Genomic DNA, 14,519 nt, shown 5'->3' with positions numbered 1-14,519 from the left:
TTTAGCGTTTTCTTTTTCTTCTTTTTTTCATCTGATGAGCAAAATCCTGTTCTTCATAATCTTCTCCAGACGTGAAGGAAAATAAGCCTCCAACTGCAGACAGCAAGCCTTCCTCATATTGAGTAGTAGTTTGACCAGTGTCTAAAAATCCGAACAAATGATGAGGGGGTTCAAAGTATAGATATTTTCCTTGATCTTCATTTGGTTTTTCTGTTTTTTGACTTATAGGTGCTAAATCACTTACTCCTACTTTCTTCTTACTATTACTCCACCTTTCACTAAAAGAATTGGAAGAAAACATTTTTCCAAGACTAGATCCATTCCATACTGTTTTGGAATGATGATCAATAAAAGTAATTCCATACATCAGCCCGCTATTGTTTCGCCTCACTACGGTATTGATTCCCTGACGTTTCAAATAACTTTTAAAATCCTCTTCATTAGTCGTAGACCTCATCGCATTTGATATAGAAGAAATTAATTTGCTTTTAGAGCCATCATCTTTTAAAGCAACCCTGCATTTTTCAAAGTACAACTCAAGAGATTCTAGTCCTGCATTCTTTCCGAACAACGATGCTTTAAAAGGATGGCCTACTTTTTCACGTTCTGTATTTAAAGCAAAATACAATAACCCTTTCTGCATTTTCCCACCTAACTCTCCTTCTACTTTTTCAGCGGTAATATTGAAAAGCGAAAGCAACGCATTGTATTCTCCTAATGACCGAATTCTATAATATTTCGGAAGATGACGGATGACTGCAGCAATTTGACTTTTGACATCACCTATCTGATAGTCAACAGGAGTAAAAATAGTTTTCTTATTATTCACATCTCTATTTATTGCAGGTAGTAGTCCATATTTTTTTTCTAGTGCTCTGCAAACCTCCATCGACCTTCTTCTTTCAAACCGGTCTAAAATCTTTTTCCCATCTTCATCTACGCACACTGAAACAATATGAATATGAGTGCGGTCAATATCGGTATGCTTAAAAACGACGAATGGTTGCTCTCCATATCCCATCTCCTGCATATAATCCTGCGCCAGCTGAATAAATCTTTCATCACTGACCTCATCATTCGGATCAGGATTAAGAGAGATATGCAGCGTATGCTTTTCAGTATTCCGGTTAGCAGCCAAATAAGGTTCAAAAGACTGAGCTAATTGACTTACAGAATATTGACCGGATGGTGTTTCAATGATCTTATTTGTAAACAAAATCTTCCCTTTTTCTTTCCCGATTTTAATATTATTGTAGGCTAATGCTCCATACAAATTACTGCTTCTTCCTAACTTTGCAATCATTGACTTAGTGCTTTTTAATATGCTGTTGATTAAATTTTTCTGTAATCTCAATGATTTTTTTGCATAAAACTGCGAGTTCAGCAGTTTGCTTTTCCAGTTTGTACAGAAATGCAGCAGCTTTACGATCAGAAAACTGGGTGTATAATAATTTTACCACTTGGTTATAATTAACCCCAACAGAACGAAACTGGGAATAAAAAGATGTCAAACGCATGTAAAAATCCACAGCACCCTTGTCAATTTTTACCGTTTTAATTTCTTTCGAAAACAATACGGAGACAATAAATTTCGCTTTATTAGAAAGTCCTGATTCCTCAAAGAGGCGTAATAATTTATCATTTTCCTCATCATTTAACCGAAATACATAACGATGATTGCTGGGATTCAACTTCGGTTTCCTCCCTCCTTTCTTTTTGTAATTATTATTTTGATCGCTCATTACTTTTCCATTTTTTAATTGATAAACCTCGACTTCGGAGAGTGTTTTCCAGCTCCCGGCAGGGCAAGTTGTTTTGAGGCACAAAAAACAGTTATGAGGCACTCAAAACACAACTTGCCGTGTTCCGATGAACACAGAATCCTCCCTTCAGGTCGGATTGGATGCGCAGGATTCAATCTGCATAGAAAAATTTGACTTACTACGGAGTACTTAACAAGACTTACAAAACCACCTTTTCAAACATTCTTTACAAAGTAAGGGAGTGCCCATTTAATGAGAAAAAAATATCAAAAGCCAAGGGCGACCTCTGAATGACAATATCAACCTCAATTTCAAAAGCACTTATATATCTGCATTTCTTTGTCTTCACAAAACGATGTACAGATGCCATCAGCTACTTAGGTAACAACGTTAGTGCAGCAATGTGTAAAAATGGACGCGTATCCTAATGTGCATACATAAATACTTCACTTAGCATACAGGAACTTGATGATGTCAAGATGTAGTAATGTATTTCATTAAGGATTAACAGATTTATTCTTGTGAAATCATAAGTACATAAAAAGCTAAGTAAAGAATTTGTTAAGCAGCTGAATAAATACTGTGTTCTTTAATTACCTGCAGACAAAAGTGCCTAATGTGTTATTTACAAAACAATAAACAGCAATACAAATTTAAATACTTACCCACCTATGGAATCAAAAATCAAAACAAAATTCATTGCCTTCTCTTCCCAAAAAGGAGGTGTCGGAAAAAGCACGTTTACCACTTTAACTGCCAGCATTCTACATTATCGTCTTGGGTATAATGTAGCGGTATTTGATGCGGATTTTCCCCAGCACAGTCTTATGAAAATGAAATCCAGAGACCTCACGATGATTATGGAAAATAATTCATTAAAAAAATTAGCCTACAAACAATTTAGCACCATTAATAAAAAAGCGTATCCTATTGTTCAGATGAGAGCCGATGGTATTTTGGAGACTGCAGAAGAATTTGCTTCGAACTCAGAAATACCTATTGACGTTATCTTCTTTGATCTTCCGGGAACTGTCAATACTCCAGGCATCCTAAAAGCACTGGCCGGAATGCATCATATTTTCACTCCCATTACTGCAGACCGTGTTGTTATGGAAAGCACACTCATTTTTACACAACTATTACAGGATGTGATCATGCAAAAAGGAGAAACTTCGATTGAAACGATCCACTTATTTTGGAATCAGGTCGATGGACGGGAAAGCACACCTTTATATGAAATTTACAATCAGCTTATCAATCAATTAGGATTAAGCTTAATGCAGAGCAAAATCAAGAGCAGTACCCGTTTCAGGAAAGATAGTGAAGTCGAAAGTAAAACCGTCTTCCGTTCTACACTGCTTCCAGCTGACGAAAAATTAATGAAAATCTGTCAGCTTGATTTATTTATCAACGAGTTTCTAAACATTATAAACTTACCTGCAAATGGAAAAAAATAACAGAAAAACAACCCATGATATTGATGAGGAACTAATGATGAATCTGATGGTTGATGGCGTGAAAAAGGAGGGTCTAAGCCTTCCTTCTTCTCAGCAAGACCAGAATGAGAATATCATCAAAGAAGAAGCTTCAAAAGATAAACCAGTCGTTAAAGATAAACCAAGAATAAAAAAAATATCGGAATTGGATTATGAAGATATCTTTTTAAAAAAAAGTGACACGAATGCGCGTGACGGAAAAACCGTTTACATCAGACCCGATTTCCACGACAGGCTTTCCCGTATTGTACAGGTGATCGGCGAAGATAAAATTTCCATCTATGCCTACCTGGATAATCTATTGCAATACCATTTTCAGGAATTTAGCGAGCAGATTATCAAGAGTTATAACAATAAATACAAACCTATTTTATAAACTATGGAAACCGCAATATTAATATGCCTATTGGTTTTAATATGTCTTATTTTATATGATAAAATAGGCACAAAAAACAGATCTAATAAGGTATTGACAGAAAAACAGCATTGCCCTATACCCTCAACGATTATCGGAAAAACTAAACCTGTCGAAAGAAAATCGGTTCCAAGGATTTCCACCGAAAGCCAGAGTGCTGAACCAGCAATCAATCCTACTACTTTAGATATAGAATTTGACAAAAACGAAAATATTCATCAGCAAATTCTGCAGGAAGAACCGGAAAAAAGTTTCAGCAATCAGCCTGATTTTGAAGAAGAGGAAGAAGAATGGAAAAAGTATAGAACACCGGGAGAGAATAACGGTTTAGCCTACGGCGTAAACTTTGAGGAATTAAGTTCTGTAGAATATTTTTTGAAAAACGAAGATCATTCTGAGTCCTTTCAAAAGAAAACAGTTACAACGATAGTTCACAAAATATATGGAACCGAATTATTCAGTCTACTCGAAAATTCTATTGATGGAGCTTCTCAAAAAATAGCAGAGCTGTTAGACAACAGTTTTGATACTGAAACTCAAGACGGTTCTTCCAATTTGCAAAAAGGTGATTTTGATGAATTTGATATTGGAAAATATATCTAAAATTTTAACATAAATATAACTTTATTTAAGGATTAATTGTGTGTTTTTGGTTTGCTTATTGCTTCAAAAAGAAACGATTCTCATGTTTAATTGAGTTTTCATGGTTATTAGTTTTTACCCAGCATTCAGCTGGGTTTTTTTATGCCTTTAATTGAATCTTATAAAGCAGCTAACTTAAGTTTAAAATCGTCTTAAAAAATTCAGTAGAGAAATGTAAAGCCAATGTCTCTCAGATCATTCCATTTTTAGATAAGACTCTTTTACTGCCGATACATTTGTTTCTGAAAGTTGCAAAGCGCAGTTTTCTTTAACTTAAAAATGTATCAATCATGCAAAAACTAAAAAGAAAATTCCTTACAGTTTGTTTGCTTGTAGGAAGTTTTACGCCAATCTTTTCTCAGGGCAACGGCACTGCCGGAATCAACGAAGCCACCCAGATGGTTACTTCTTACTTCGAACCTGCCACCCAGCTCATCTACGCTATCGGAGCCGTCGTCGGACTTATCGGAGGCGTCAAAGTGTACAACAAATTCAGCAGCGGTGATCCTGACACGAGTAAGACTGCAGCCAGCTGGTTCGGAGCGTGTATTTTCTTAATCGTTGCAGCTACTATTCTCCGTTCATTCTTTCTTTAAAAAGCATTGTTATGAATACTTATAACATCAATAAAGGAATCGGAAGGACGGTTGAGTTCAAAGGACTGAAAGCGCAGTACCTCTTCATCTTCGCAGGAGGTTTGCTCGGACTGCTTGTCTTGGTCATGATCCTCTATATGGCCGGAATCAATACCTACATCTGTCTAGCCATTGGAGGACTGACCAGCAGTGTACTTGTCTGGCAGACCTTCTCACTCAACAGAAAATATGGAGAACACGGATTGATGAAATTGGGTGCGAAGAAAAAGCATCCCCAATACATCATCAGCAGAAAGTCAATCTACAGATATCTAAAATCCAACTCCAAAAAAGCTGCAGCATGAGAAATACATCAAAAGCAGCAACCCTGGAAAGTAAATTTCCTTTGCTTGCAGTAGAAGAAAACTGTATTATATCGAAAGATGCTGATGTTACGGTTTGTTTCAAAGTCAACTTACCGGAGCTTTTCACCGTTGCTTCCGCAGAATATGAAGCGATCCATTCCGCATGGTTCAAAGCCATCAAAACTTTACCGGATTACAGCATCGTCCATAAGCAGGATTGGTTTATCAAAGAAAACTACAGTCCCGATCTGTCAAAAGAAGATCAGAGTTTTCTGTCCAAATCTTTTGAAAGACATTTCAATGAAAGACCTTTTCTGAATCATTACTGCTATCTCTTTATTACCAAAACCAGTAAAGAACGAATGAGAATGCAGAGTAATTTCTCCTCCTTATGCAAAGGAAAACTCATTCCCAAAGAGATCAGGGATAAAGAATTAATCAGCAGATTTATGGAAGCGGTCGATCAGTTCCAAAGAATCATGAATGACAGCGGTTATGTGAGATTGGAAAGAATGACAGAAGATGAGATCACAGGAACAAAAGATCAGTCAGGACTTTTGGAGCAGTACTTGACTTTATCCAGAGACCTCAATCCATCCCTTCAGGATATTAATCTGGGTGCGGAAGAAATGAGAATCGGCAATAACCGGATCAGCATGCATACTTTATCGGATACGGATGATCTTCCCGGAACGGTATCTTCTCACAGCCGCTATGAAAAATTGAGCACAGACCGAAGTGACTGTTTGCTGTCCTTTGCTTCACCGGTCGGACTTTTACTCAACTGCAATCACATCTACAATCAGTACCTCTTTATTGACAACAGTGAAGATAACCTGAGTAAATTTGAAAAATCCGCCAGAAATATGCACTCACTGGCAAAGTACAGCCGGGCAAATCAGATCAACAAGGAATGGATTGAAAAATACCTCAATGAAGCCCATTCATTTGGACTGCAATCCATCCGTGCCCACTTCAATGTGATGTCCTGGTCAGATCAGCCGTCTGAACTTAAACAGCTTAAAAATGACACAGGAAGCGCTTTGGCTTTGATGGAATGCAAAACCCGTCACAATACCACAGACGTTGCCACCCTGTATTGGTCAGGAATTCCCGGAAACGCCGGAGATTTCCCAAGTGAAGAAAGTTTTTATACCTTCATTGAACCTGCACTGTGCTTTTTCACCGAAGAGACCAATTACCAGAATTCACCCTCACCCTTCGGAATTAAGATGGCAGACCGGTTGACCGGAAAACCCATTCATCTGGATATGTCCGATCTGCCTATGAAGCAGGGGATTATAACGAACCGTAACAAGTTTATTCTCGGACCCTCAGGAAGCGGAAAGTCATTCTTCACCAATCACATGGTCAGACAGTATTATGAGCAGGGAGCTCATGTCTTACTGGTAGACACTGGAAACTCATACCAAGGGTTATGTGAACTCATCAAAGGCAAAACCAAAGGGGAGGATGGTGTTTATTTTACCTACACCGAGGACAATCCGATTGCATTCAATCCATTCTATACCGATGACGGAATCTTTGATATTGAAAAAAGAGAAAGCATTAAAACTTTGATTTTAACCTTATGGAAAAGAGATGATGAACCACCGACCCGTTCAGAAGAAGTAGCCTTGTCCAATGCCGTCAGCGGATATATCGAACAGATCAAAAAAACGAGTCATTATCCTGCATTCAACGGCTTTTATGACTATGTCAGGGAAGATTACCAGGCAGTTTTGGAACTGAAGAAAGTCCGTGAGAAAGATTTTGACATCGCCAACTTTCTGAATGTTCTCGAACCGTATTACAAAGGTGGAGAATACGATTACCTGCTCAATTCAGACAAGCAGCTTGATCTTCTATCCAAACGGTTTATTGTGTTTGAAATCGATGCGATCAAAGATCATAAAATTCTTTTTCCGATCGTGACCATCATCATAATGGAAGTGTTTATCAATAAAATGCGAAGACTCAAAGGAATCAGAAAACTCATTCTGATTGAAGAAGCCTGGAAAGCCATTGCCAAAGAAGGCATGGCAGAATATATCAAATATCTATTCAAGACTGTCAGGAAATTTTTTGGGGAAGCCATTGTCGTCACACAGGAAGTCGATGACATTATTCAGTCACCCATTGTGAAGGAAAGCATCATTAACAATTCAGACTGTAAGATTCTGCTTGATCAACGAAAGTACATGAACAAGTTCGATGATATTCAGGCAATGCTCGGCCTCACCGATAAAGAAAAAGCTCAGGTACTTTCGATCAATATGAACAATGATCCGAGGAGACTCTATAAAGAAGTCTGGATCGGATTGGGTGGAACCCATTCCGCAGTCTATGCTACAGAAGTTTCCACCGAAGAATATCTCTCGTACACCACCGAGGAAACTGAAAAAATGGAAGTCATGAATCTGGCTTCAGAACTGGATGGCAATGTTGAACACGCCATCAAGAGGATCTCCTTAAAGAGAATCAAATCAAACAAAGAAAATTAATCAATCAATTAAAATCAAAAGCAATGAAAAATTTAATCACCAAAACCGTTATGGTAGCGGTTCTCGTTACTACAACATTCGCAAAAGCACAATTCGTTGTGACTGATCCTGCCAATCTCGCTTCAGGAATTTTAAACTCCGCCAATGAAATTGTACAGACCTCCAATACCGTTTCCAATGTGGTCAAAAACTTCAATGAAGTGAAAAAAGTCTACGAGCAGGGAAAGGAGTATTATGACAAACTCAAAGCCGTCAACAATCTGGTTAAAGATGCAAGAAAAGTTCAGCAGACCGTGCTAATGGTCGGCGACGTTTCGGAAATGTATGTCAATAATTTCGGTAAGATGCTGAACGATCCCAATTTCAATGCTCAGGAACTAACTGCTATTGCCAATGGCTACTCTCAACTCCTGAATGAGAGCACTGAACTTTTAAAAGATTTAAAGCAAATCGTCAATACCAGTAGCCTTTCCCTGAATGACAAAGAAAGAATGGACATTATCGACCGTGTCTACAAAGAGGTGAAAGACTATCACAATCTGGTTCGTTATTACACGAACAAGAACATTTCAGTAAGTTACCTGAGAGCAAAAAAACAGAACAATACGCAAAGAGTATTGAGTCTGTACGGAACTGCCAACCAAAAATACTGGTAAGATGGAACCGAATAACTTACACGAATTACTTCGCTCCGTTTACGATGAAATGATGCCTTTATGTGCAGACATGGCTGTCGTAGCCAAAGGGGTTGCAGGATTAGGAGCCTTGTTTTATGTTGCCATCAAAGTATGGCAAGCATTAAGCCGTGCAGAACCGATTGATCTGTTTCCCATGCTGCGACCGTTTGCGATTGGGATCTGCATCATGTTTTTTTCAACACTTGTGCTTGGAAGCATTAACGGCGTTTTAAGTCCCATTGTTCAGGGAAGTCATTCCATGCTGGAAGATCAGGTTTTAGATCTTAACGAACTCCAGCAAAAGAAAGACTTATTGGAAAGAGAAGCGATGCTCAGAAATCCCGAGATGGCCTATCTGATCTCCGATGAAGAATTTGACAAAAAACTGGAAGAGCTCGGATGGTCACCTTCAGATCTGGTCACCATGTCCGGAATGTACATCGAAAGAGAAATGTTCTCCATCAAAAAAGACATCCGGGACGGATTCCGAGAATTCCTGGAAATCTTGTTTCAGTCTGCTGCATTGGTCATCGACACGATACGGACTTTCTTCCTGATTGTTTTGTCTATACTTGGTCCGATTGCTTTTGCGATCTCTGTATGGGATGGATTTCAAAGTACGCTCACCCAATGGCTCACCCGATACATCAGTGTATATTTATGGCTTCCGGTTGCCGACATATTCAGTTCAATCCTTGCCAAAATCCAGTCGCTCATTATTGAAAAAGATATCGAGATGCTGTCTGATCCCAACTTCATTCCGGATACTTCCAACACCGTCTACATTATTTATATGATTATCGGGATCATTGGATATTTTACCATTCCTACTGTCACAGGCTGGGTGATCCAGGCAGGTGGAGCAGGAAACTTCACCAGAAATGTGAACCAGACCGCACAGAAATCAGGAAACATTGCCGGAGCTGCCGCAGGTTCAGCAACAGGAAATATTTCAGGAAGATTATTAAAATAATTAAACCCAACAACAATGGAATTTAAAACCTTAAGAAATATAGAAAATAGTTTCAAACAGATCCGGTTATTCACCTTTGTTTTTGCGCTGTTATGCTTGGTAGTGGTCGGATTGGTCATCTTCAAATCGTACCGCTTTGCAGAAGAACAGCGACAGAAGATCTACGTTTTGGACAACGGAAAATCTTTGATGGTAGCACTTTCTCAGGATATGTCGATCAACCGTCCTGTAGAGGCAAGAGAACACGTGAGGCGTTTTCATGAGCTCTTCTTTACGATTGCTCCTGATAAAAATGCGATTGAGAGCAATGTCAAAAGAGCATTCAATCTGGCTGATCAGTCTGCCTTTAACTACTACAAGGATCTTTCAGAGAAAGGATATTACAACCGAATGATTTCAGGAAATATTCAGCAAAGAATTGAAGTCGACAGTGTTGTTGCCAACTTCAATAACTATCCATATCAAGTCCAAACTTTTGCCCGACAGTTTATTATCAGATCCAGTAATCTGACGATCAGAAGTCTGATCACCAACTGTTCTCTGGTGAACTCTGTACGATCAGACAGCAATCCTCAGGGATTTACCATTGAAAAATTCAACGTAGTTGAGAATAAAGATGTTGAAACCGTTGACCGTTAAATCAGAACCTATGAAAAAGTTTAGACAATCAATCGATCAACAGGTTCTGAATGCAGAGCAGAAATGGAAAGCGTTGCCGGAGGCACGTCAACGAATACTGACCAAAATCTTTTTTGCAGTGTACACTTTGCTCACTATTGCTGCATTTGTACAGATCTGGTGGAGTGCGGCTCACTGTAAACCAATTCCAATTGGTGGCCACATTAGCAACATTCCTGCAGGAGTCAACGTCAATCAAAAAGCAACAAAATGAAAGATCAGAATACAACCCAAGTAAGGGTTACTGAAGGAAATTCCGGATTGTCATCGAACAATCAACTTCCTGAAAGCAGAAAGGAACAGCTTGAAAAACTGAAGAAACCATTAATTTATTTTCTCATGGCAGTGGTCTGTGCAGGATGTCTATATTTTATTTTTAAACCAAAAGAAAAAGCCATTCTTGAAGATGTCGGTTTTAATTCAGCAATTCCCCAGGCAGCAGAAGATAAATTACAGTCGGATAAGCAGAAAGCTTACGAACAACAATTGCTGGAGCAGAAAAATGAAGAGAAAAAAAACGCTTTAACAACACTTTCGGATTACTGGACAGAACCTGTGACCTCACAGAATGGAAATTCACAAAATGTAAATGATCAATCTCAAGGTAATCAAAGCGGAATATTATCAGGTGATCAGAATGCCGTCAACAGTTATCGCAATGCACAGCAGACATTAGGCTCTTTTTACAGCCGTGATGATCAGGAAGTCAGTCAGCTGAAAAGGGAGATCAACAGATTAAAGAATGAATCATCACAAAAAGATATAGCACCTGTTGGAACAAGCATTAATGATCAGCTTGAGTTGATGGAGAAATCTTATCAAATGGCTGCAAAGTATCTTCCGACGAATGCCGGCTCAGAGAAATCAGAAGAAAAAAAAGTTCTTGAAAAGCAGAACGAACAGAAAAAAGTTCAGGTAACTGTTGCTCAGCCAGTCAGAAAGAACCTTGTTTCAACTCTTTATAGAGAGAATAGCGACAGTGCTTTTGTAGCAAGCTTTCATCGAAACAGTTTCAACGACCCAGAAAGCAGTAAGGAAAAAAATAATCTTCTCAATCCAAACAGCATTCGGGCGGTGATCCAAGAAACAAAAACCATTACTGCCGAAAGCATGGTCACCATAAGGCTCTCACAGCCTATGCTTCTAGCAAGGACATTCATCCCGGCAGGCACTGTACTCAAAGCAACTGCAAAATTTCAGGGAGGAAAGGTATTGTTGAAAATTTCAACTATCGAATACCATGGAAATATTCAGCAGGTTGAGATTAATGTGCATGATAATGACGGGCAGCTGGGTCTCAATATCCCCTACTCCCCTGAGCAAAATGCAGTCACTGAAATAGTGGGAAATATGGGTCAAACATCGGGAACAAATATTATGATGACCCAATCAGCAGGACAACAGATTGCTGCAGATCTGACGAAAGGATTTGTTCAAGGGTTATCAGGATATTTTCAAAAGAAGGTAAGACTTACGAAAGTTACCTTGAAAGCCGGACATCAGGTTTTTCTGGTCTCCAAAAAATAAACAAACATCAAATTAAAAATAATGAATAATATATTAAAACAATGGATGATATTCATCCTGATAGCGTTTTCCACGAATCCATTCTATGCTCAGGAAATGCCAGAATTAGCTTCACTTTCCAGAGCCAGATTAGAACCTTATAAGATGGAAGTCACTTATAACAAAACGACCCATCTGTTATTCCCATCACCCATCCGATATGTTGATTTAGGAAGTGAAAATCTGATTGCTAATAAAGCTGAAGATGTGGGAAATGTCCTTCGAATTAAGGCAGGAATTAAAGATTTTGAAGAAGAAACCAATTTTTCGGTGATCACTCAGGATGGTAAATTCTACAACTTCGATGTCTTCTACAGTTCCTATCCTGATACCCTGACTTATGATCTTTTAAAATTGCAAAAAGATGATGAGAAACAGCTTTCTACAGAAGTGTTACTTGAAGATCTTAAAGGAGAATCTGCTTCATTAACAGAATTAATAATGAAGACCTTGTATGAAAATCCCAAGAGCACCATCAAACATATTGGGACAAAAAGTTTCGGAATCCATTTTCTGCTTGAGTCATTATATACACACGAAGGAAAATTATGTTTTGTGTTCAATTTTAAAAATAAAAGCAACATTCCGTATCATATTGATTTTCTAAGCTTCAAAATTGTCGACAAGAAAAATCTAAAGCGTACGGTTGTGCAGGATAAAATACTGACCCCGCTTAGAGAATACATCAGTACAAAAAACATTAACCATCAATCGGAAGAAAAAGCGGTTTATCTCTTAGATCAGTTTACAATGCTAGAAGATCAAGTTTTAGAGATAGAGGTGTTTGAGAAAGATGGTGGCAGGCATCACAAAATTCAGATTGAAAATACGGATCTGATTCATGCGAAGATTGTTAAAGATATTCATTTGAAACTGCAGTAATATGAAAAAAATATTCATCCTCATAGGGTTGCTCATCATGAATAATATGATTAGTGCACAACGATTGTTGCCAAAGCAAAAAGGAATTGAAGTCAATGTTGGAAAATTAATTTCCAGAAATCCAGAAAACTTGATTGTCAATTTAGGTTTAATCGTCCATTCGAAAAAAAGAAACTACATGCGGTATGGTTTAGAGTATTGCAGAGAACAGATTCCTTACAAGGTGGAGAACATAGCCGTCGAAACTATTACTGCTGAAGCAGGGTATAGTTTTAATCTAATTTCCAACAGAAAAAAAAGTCTGTTATTCAATTCCACTCTTTCTGGAGTCGCAGGTTATGAATCAGTCAATCATGGAGATCACGTACTTCAAGATGGTTCTCTGCTAATGAATGAGTCTGCATTTATATATGGTGCAGGTGGCAGATTAAGTATGGAAATTTATTTATCAGATCGTTTTGTATTAATCGCGTCTGGTAAAGCCAAGCTACTTTGGAACACTTCCCGTAACCTGTTCAGGCCTTCAGCAAGTGTAGGAGTCCGAATTAATCTTTAAAGAAATAAGTATGAAAAATTTGATCATAAAAACGAAACGATTTCTGTATATTTTATTAGTAGTTCCTATACTACTTTTTACAGAAGCAACACTGTCATCATGCACGTACGAGGAATTAGAAATCCAGCAGAATTTTCCATTCGAAATTTCTGTCATGCCTGTTCCAAAAGACATCGCACAAAATGAAACCGTAGAAATCAGATGTAGGATTGTATCCTCAGGAAAATATACAGATACAAAATATTATTTACGATACTTTCAATTTGACGGAACGGGAACATTAAGATACTACAATGAAGTCCCCTACTCTCCAAATGACTCCTATCAGTTATCTGAACAGCAGTTTAGATTATACTACACCTCAACATCCGTAGTTTCACAAAGTTTTAAAATATGGATCAGTGACAGTTTCGGCAATGAGAAAGAAATCGAGTTTCAATTCAACAATAAAGATTAAAAATCTCAACGGCTTATCAATATGATGAGCCGTTTTATATTGGTAGTTAAATCTTAAGCAAAAAGATAAAAACTTAAAAATAACTTATTGCAGGCGCGGCTGAGCATTTGGACATCAATGGGTTATCTCCATTTCCAGCGAAAAGACGTTTCCGACCGCCGGAAGGAATTGTCTTTTCGCCTGAAAAAATAAACGGCAGTTTTTGAAAAATTGACTACTTGTTTTTCATTTGACAAATTGCGTACTTCCGCATCCCTTGTTAGTCTTCCGATAATGTTCATAACCGTTGTTTTTAAGATTGTACATTTTGATTTATTCTCAATCTCTTCTCCGTGCATTCCATGAAAGCCTTTCAGGCTTCGCTGAATATTTTTCAAAAGAAAAACCGGAAAAAAGAAAGCAAATAATCTTAGCGGACAAGGCGGGAAGACAAAAGGAAACGGAATAATTGGAGGGTACCTTTAGGGAGGAAACCGTTTATGCTGTAGTCTTTTGACTGGCAAAAGAATGGGCTGGCCACTATACCTTAGCTGCCTTTTTACCGGTTTATTATGAATGATATTTAAACTTAATGATATTAATTTGCCTATTACTTGTAATCTTAATAGAACTAAAACAATAATCTGAAGTAATTAATAACCTTTTAAATCCAGTAGAAAATCGTAAAATATTTAATACTAATAAAAATCTGTAATGTAGCTATCGAAGTTTAAAGAAAATTGTTATCTTGTCTGATTCTTACTATTTTTGTTAAATAATTGTAATTTTAAAGGACAATCAAATTTCTTAAAGAGGAGAAAGAATTGCAAAAGGTGATTTATTTACCATAATTGATGATAAAATATGAAATTTGATAGAAATTTTCAAACGTTATTTATTCAATCGTTTTTTGAGATCTTTTTATAGGTGCTAAGTTTTCGAAACTTAAATGAGGTTGCTATTCAAGCGGATCGATTTTTCTCTACCAAGC

The 14,519-nt window shown here is 37.7% G+C and carries 16 protein-coding genes and 1 pseudogene; 14 read left to right on the top strand and 3 right to left on the bottom strand.

Going from position 1 to position 14,519, the window contains the following annotated elements; all coding sequences use genetic code 11:
• Position 1: 1 nt before the first annotated feature.
• Both mobB and mobA read right to left on the bottom strand, forming a co-directional pair.
• Complete coding sequence (mobB, locus tag OH814_RS03440; protein WP_308827105.1) at positions 2–1,303, bottom strand: conjugal transfer protein MobB; 1,302 nt, start codon at positions 1,301–1,303, stop codon at positions 2–4.
• 4 nt (positions 1,304–1,307) lie between these two features.
• A complete protein-coding gene (gene mobA, locus OH814_RS03435; RefSeq protein ID WP_308827104.1) occupies positions 1,308–1,742 on the bottom strand; it encodes a conjugal transfer protein MobA in 435 nt (144 codons plus the stop codon).
• Between the two features lie 692 nt (positions 1,743–2,434).
• On the opposite strand from mobA, the gene OH814_RS03430 reads away from it, so the two are divergent.
• The 14 genes from OH814_RS03430 to OH814_RS03365 all read left to right on the top strand — a co-directional run bounded on the left by OH814_RS03430 (position 2,435) and on the right by OH814_RS03365 (position 13,549).
• Entirely contained in the window at positions 2,435–3,220 is a 786-nt protein-coding gene (locus OH814_RS03430) for a ParA family protein (RefSeq protein ID WP_308827103.1), read from the top strand.
• A complete protein-coding gene (locus OH814_RS03425) occupies positions 3,207–3,635 on the top strand; it encodes a DUF3408 domain-containing protein (protein ID WP_308827102.1) in 429 nt (142 codons plus the stop codon). The genes OH814_RS03430 and OH814_RS03425 overlap by 14 nt, the downstream gene beginning before the upstream one ends.
• Positions 3,636–3,638: 3 nt before the next feature.
• A complete protein-coding gene (locus OH814_RS03420) occupies positions 3,639–4,277 on the top strand; it encodes a conjugal transfer protein TraD (RefSeq protein ID WP_308827101.1) in 639 nt (212 codons plus the stop codon).
• A 329-nt stretch (positions 4,278–4,606) separates the two neighbouring features.
• The gene (locus OH814_RS03415) at positions 4,607–4,912 is read left to right on the top strand and encodes a DUF4134 domain-containing protein (protein WP_308827100.1); all 306 of its coding nucleotides are present in this window, start codon (positions 4,607–4,609) and stop codon (positions 4,910–4,912) included.
• An 11-nt stretch (positions 4,913–4,923) separates the two neighbouring features.
• A complete protein-coding gene (locus OH814_RS03410) occupies positions 4,924–5,256 on the top strand; it encodes a DUF4133 domain-containing protein (RefSeq protein ID WP_308827099.1) in 333 nt (110 codons plus the stop codon).
• Positions 5,253–7,760 (top strand): TraG family conjugative transposon ATPase, encoded by a 2,508-nt coding sequence (locus OH814_RS03405; RefSeq protein WP_308827098.1) that lies wholly within the window; start codon positions 5,253–5,255, stop codon positions 7,758–7,760. The genes OH814_RS03410 and OH814_RS03405 overlap by 4 nt, the downstream gene beginning before the upstream one ends.
• Positions 7,761–7,810: 50 nt before the next feature.
• Complete coding sequence (locus OH814_RS03400; RefSeq protein WP_374990549.1) at positions 7,811–8,416, top strand: DUF4141 domain-containing protein; 606 nt, start codon at positions 7,811–7,813, stop codon at positions 8,414–8,416.
• A 1-nt stretch (position 8,417) separates the two neighbouring features.
• Positions 8,418–9,410: a conjugative transposon protein TraJ gene (gene traJ / locus OH814_RS03395; RefSeq protein ID WP_308827096.1), complete on the top strand. Its 993-nt coding sequence runs from the start codon at positions 8,418–8,420 to the stop codon at positions 9,408–9,410.
• Positions 9,411–9,425: 15 nt separating this feature from the next.
• Positions 9,426–10,049, top strand: a complete 624-nt coding sequence (gene traK / locus OH814_RS03390) for a conjugative transposon protein TraK (protein ID WP_308827095.1) — start codon at positions 9,426–9,428, stop codon at positions 10,047–10,049.
• 10 nt (positions 10,050–10,059) lie between these two features.
• Complete coding sequence (locus OH814_RS03385) at positions 10,060–10,302, top strand: hypothetical protein (RefSeq protein WP_308827094.1); 243 nt, start codon at positions 10,060–10,062, stop codon at positions 10,300–10,302.
• Entirely contained in the window at positions 10,299–11,615 is a 1,317-nt protein-coding gene (gene traM / locus OH814_RS03380) for a conjugative transposon protein TraM (protein WP_308827093.1), read from the top strand. Before OH814_RS03385 ends, traM begins: the two co-directional genes overlap by 4 nt.
• A 21-nt stretch (positions 11,616–11,636) precedes the next feature.
• Positions 11,637–12,536 carry a conjugative transposon protein TraN gene (traN, locus tag OH814_RS03375; protein WP_308827092.1) on the top strand — a complete coding sequence of 300 codons (900 nt, stop codon included), beginning with the start codon at positions 11,637–11,639 and terminating at the stop codon, positions 12,534–12,536.
• 1 nt (position 12,537) lies between these two features.
• Complete coding sequence (locus OH814_RS03370; protein WP_308827091.1) at positions 12,538–13,092, top strand: conjugal transfer protein TraO; 555 nt, start codon at positions 12,538–12,540, stop codon at positions 13,090–13,092.
• Positions 13,093–13,102: 10 nt separating this feature from the next.
• Positions 13,103–13,549, top strand: a complete 447-nt coding sequence (locus tag OH814_RS03365) for a DUF3872 domain-containing protein (protein ID WP_308827090.1) — start codon at positions 13,103–13,105, stop codon at positions 13,547–13,549.
• 199 nt (positions 13,550–13,748) lie between these two features.
• Here OH814_RS03365 and OH814_RS03360 read toward each other — a convergent pair.
• Positions 13,749–13,830, bottom strand: a pseudogene (locus OH814_RS03360) (single-stranded DNA-binding protein); the annotation flags it as partial.
• Positions 13,831–14,519: the final 689 nt, after the last annotated feature.

It is taken from the genome of Chryseobacterium sp. CFS15, assembly GCF_031118795.1.
In the GTDB taxonomy this organism is placed as follows: domain Bacteria; phylum Bacteroidota; class Bacteroidia; order Flavobacteriales; family Weeksellaceae; genus Chryseobacterium; species Chryseobacterium indoltheticum.
This window is presented reverse-complemented; position numbering and strand designations above follow the sequence as displayed.